Here is a 2,892-nt window from a genome sequence, read left to right as displayed (position 1 = left end):
GGCGGATGTCCGGCCAGATGGGCTTCGCGCTCGCCTCGGCCGTACGCGACCTCGCGCCGATCGACACCTCCGACTCGGCCCCGGCGCGCCCACCCGGCAGCGGCTGCTGGCCTTCCTCGACGGGCTCGGCCTGATCGCCGAGCGCAACGCCGTCCTGTTCTCCGCGCACGAGCAGGCCTGCGCCGACGACAAGTACGCCGACCCGAGCTACCGGTTCTGGCACCGCCACCTGAGCGGCCTGATCGCCGGCGAACGTCCCGACCTCGACGCCGAGTTCCTGGCCCACGGCCTGCTCGCGGTCTTCGACGGCGGACTGATCCGCCACCTGACACCGCCCGGCGACCCCCGCCGCTTCACCCGTTCCGTCCAGCGGATGGCGACGGCGCTGCTCGACCGTGACTGACTCCGGTCTCCTGAGCCGCGGGCCTCATGCCCCCGAGGGGCTCGGCTCCCGCATGGCCTCGGTGAGGGATTCGGTCCGTGGCGCGGCGCCCCACAGCCACTCCAGCTTCGCCTCGCGGCGCCTGCCGGCCGGCCATCGCTCGAAGAGCGCCTCACAAGGGCGAGTCGCCGCGTCACGGTGCAGAACCGTGCTGTAGGACGTGCGGGGTTCGCTGGCTGTGTGAGATATCACTCTCCCGTCGTCGTGGCGCTGGTGGTCTGGGGAGGTGACCATGTAGTGATGACCTCCTCGCCCCGCCCGCCGCACGTCGGTGGCCGACCGGATCCGATAGGCGGGACTACCGCGCTCGGTGGAGAGCCCGCTCCCGCCCGCGGGTACCTGCTGGACAACGCGCGCGCCGAGGCGGGCGAGCGATTCGTTTGGCTGGCCGAGCTGTTCGACGGTGTGACGCGGAGGCACTTCGATCGACTAGGGGTCAGGGTTGGCTCGCGCTGCTGGGAGGTGGGGGCCGGTGGCCGCAGTATCCCGGAGGCGCTCGCGGCGGCCGTCGGTCCGACCGGGCACGTGCTGGCCACGGACATCGACCCGTCGTGGCTGAAGGCAGGCGGCGGGTACGAGGTGCGCCGGCACGACGTCGCCGCTGATCCGCCCCCGGAGCCGGGGACGTTCGATCTGGTGCACGCCCGGCTCGTGCTGGTCCATGTACCCGACCGGGCTCGGGCGTTGGCCACGATGGCGGCGGCGCTGCGGCCCGGCGGCTGGCTGCTGATCGAGGACGCCGATACCGCTCTGCAGCCACTGGCATGCCTGGACGACAGCGGCCCGGCGCAGCGGCGGGCCAACCGGCTGCGCGACGCGGTCCGGGAGCTGCTGACGCGCCGCGGCGCGGACCTGCGCTACGGCCGGACGCTGCCGCGGGCATTGCGTGAGGCCGGCTTGGTAGATGTCGCCGCGGCGGGCTCTTTCCCGGTCGGCGGGCTAGCCTGCGACCGGCTGGAGGCGGCGACCATCCGGCACGTGCGCGGCGAGCTGCTCGCGGCCGGCCTGGCCGACGACGCCGAGATCAACGCGCACTTGGCCGCCATCCACGCGGGCGAACTCGACCTGACACTCGCGCCGCTGATCTCGGCCTGGGGACGCCGTCCAGCCGAGTACCCGCCGGCACTCGGTTAGGTGCGGATCCAGGCGTTGTCCGACTGCCCACAGCGCAGTTCGTCGAGGAGATTTTCGGGCCGCAGGAGTAGCCCCTTGCGGGGGCGGTCGTCATGCCGATCATCGTCTCGGAACGTCCCGCAACCCCGGTGCCGACACACCGGTCGGGTGTCAACACCGGTCGAACTGTGGCTCTGGCACTAATTTCGTGATCTTCCGGTGGTCGGCTGTCTGACTTGCTGATCATGCTGGGTGACGATCCCGGAGTTGCTGGCGGTTCTCTTCCCTCACCTGGCCTGCCTGCAGATCGATCAGGTGGGCCGGTCGGGGAGATCGGTAAGGATTCGCGCCAGAACCCGCACGTCACAAGCAGCATGCTCGCAGTGTGGGCGGGTTTCCCGCCGCGTGCACAGCAGCTATGAGCGGCGAGTGGGCGACACCGCGGTCAGCGGTCAGGAGACGGTGCTTCACCTGCGAGTGCTGCGGTTTTGGTGTGATAACGACCACTGCGGCAAGAAGACCTTCGCCGAGCAGGTGCCCGGGCTGACCATCCGCTACGGACGTCACAGCGTCCAACTTCGCCAGATGCTGCAGACGATTGCCCTGGCACTGGGTGGCAGGGCCGGTGCCCGGCTCACCCACCGTCTGGCGGCCGGGCCAAGCATGATGTGGCTGCGACCTACCTGACCCGATCAGGAGAGACCGCAGGTGTTGAGTGGTTGCCGCTCGATGTGCGCCGACGAGAGGACGTTGACGCGCTGATCGGCGTATTTCGGCCAGAGGCGGTCATTAACGCTGCGTTCCGGCAGACAGATTGGGCGAGCACGGCGATGGGAGCCGTGAACGTGGCTCTCGCTGTCTCTGCGGCGGGTGGGCGCCTGGTACATGTGTCCAGCGACGCGGTCTTCTCGGGTGCCGCGATTCGCTATGACGAGACGTGCGTCCCTGACCCGATCACCCCGTATGGTGCGGCCAAAGCCGCTGCCGAGACAGCAGTGAACGCGATCGCGGCAACCGCGGTGATAGCCCGGACATCCCTGATCATCGGTGACGGTGATTCGCCGCACGAGGCGCTGGTGCATTCACTGGCCACCGCCAGGGCGAGAGGAATGCTGTTCACCGACGACGTGCGATGTCCCGTGCATGTCGTCGATCTCGCTGCGGCGCTCCTCGAACTTGCCGCATCCGAGTATCACGGCGTCCACCATGTCGCTGGAGCCGATGCGGTAAGCCGATACGAGCCCAGGGCCCCGGCGAGTTTGTGATTTGGTCAGCTTGATTCCCTCACTTCCATCTTGAACAGATTGAGGGTGCGTCGGTGGCTGTAGACGTGGTGG

General features: G+C 69.1%; 3 protein-coding genes and 1 pseudogene. All 4 read left to right on the top strand.

All coding sequences use genetic code 11. From position 1 onward, the window contains the following. Positions 1-403 (top strand): annotated as a pseudogene (locus AB0B89_RS35860) (hypothetical protein); the annotation flags it as partial. Positions 404-682: 279 nt separating this feature from the next. Continuing rightward, positions 683-1,576, top strand: coding sequence for a methyltransferase domain-containing protein (locus AB0B89_RS35855; RefSeq protein WP_358562079.1), 894 nt, complete (start codon positions 683-685; stop codon positions 1,574-1,576). A gap of 231 nt (positions 1,577-1,807) precedes the next feature. Continuing rightward, positions 1,808-2,242: a transposase family protein gene (locus tag AB0B89_RS35850; protein WP_358562076.1), complete on the top strand. Its 435-nt coding sequence runs from the start codon at positions 1,808-1,810 to the stop codon at positions 2,240-2,242. Continuing rightward, complete coding sequence (locus AB0B89_RS35845) at positions 2,224-2,820, top strand: sugar nucleotide-binding protein (RefSeq protein WP_358562073.1); 597 nt, start codon at positions 2,224-2,226, stop codon at positions 2,818-2,820. The genes AB0B89_RS35850 and AB0B89_RS35845 overlap by 19 nt, the downstream gene beginning before the upstream one ends. The last annotated feature ends 72 nt before the right edge of the window (positions 2,821-2,892 follow it).

Source organism: Sphaerisporangium sp. NPDC049002 (assembly GCF_040649355.1).
Lineage (GTDB): Bacteria > Actinomycetota > Actinomycetes > Streptosporangiales > Streptosporangiaceae > Sphaerisporangium.
This window is presented reverse-complemented; position numbering and strand designations above follow the sequence as displayed.

Excerpts from the sequence above, each read along its gene's own strand:
- AB0B89_RS35855 (WP_358562079.1), top strand. The coding sequence starts at position 683 with ATGACCTCCTCGCCCCGCCCGCCGCACGTCGGTGGCCGACCGGATCCG.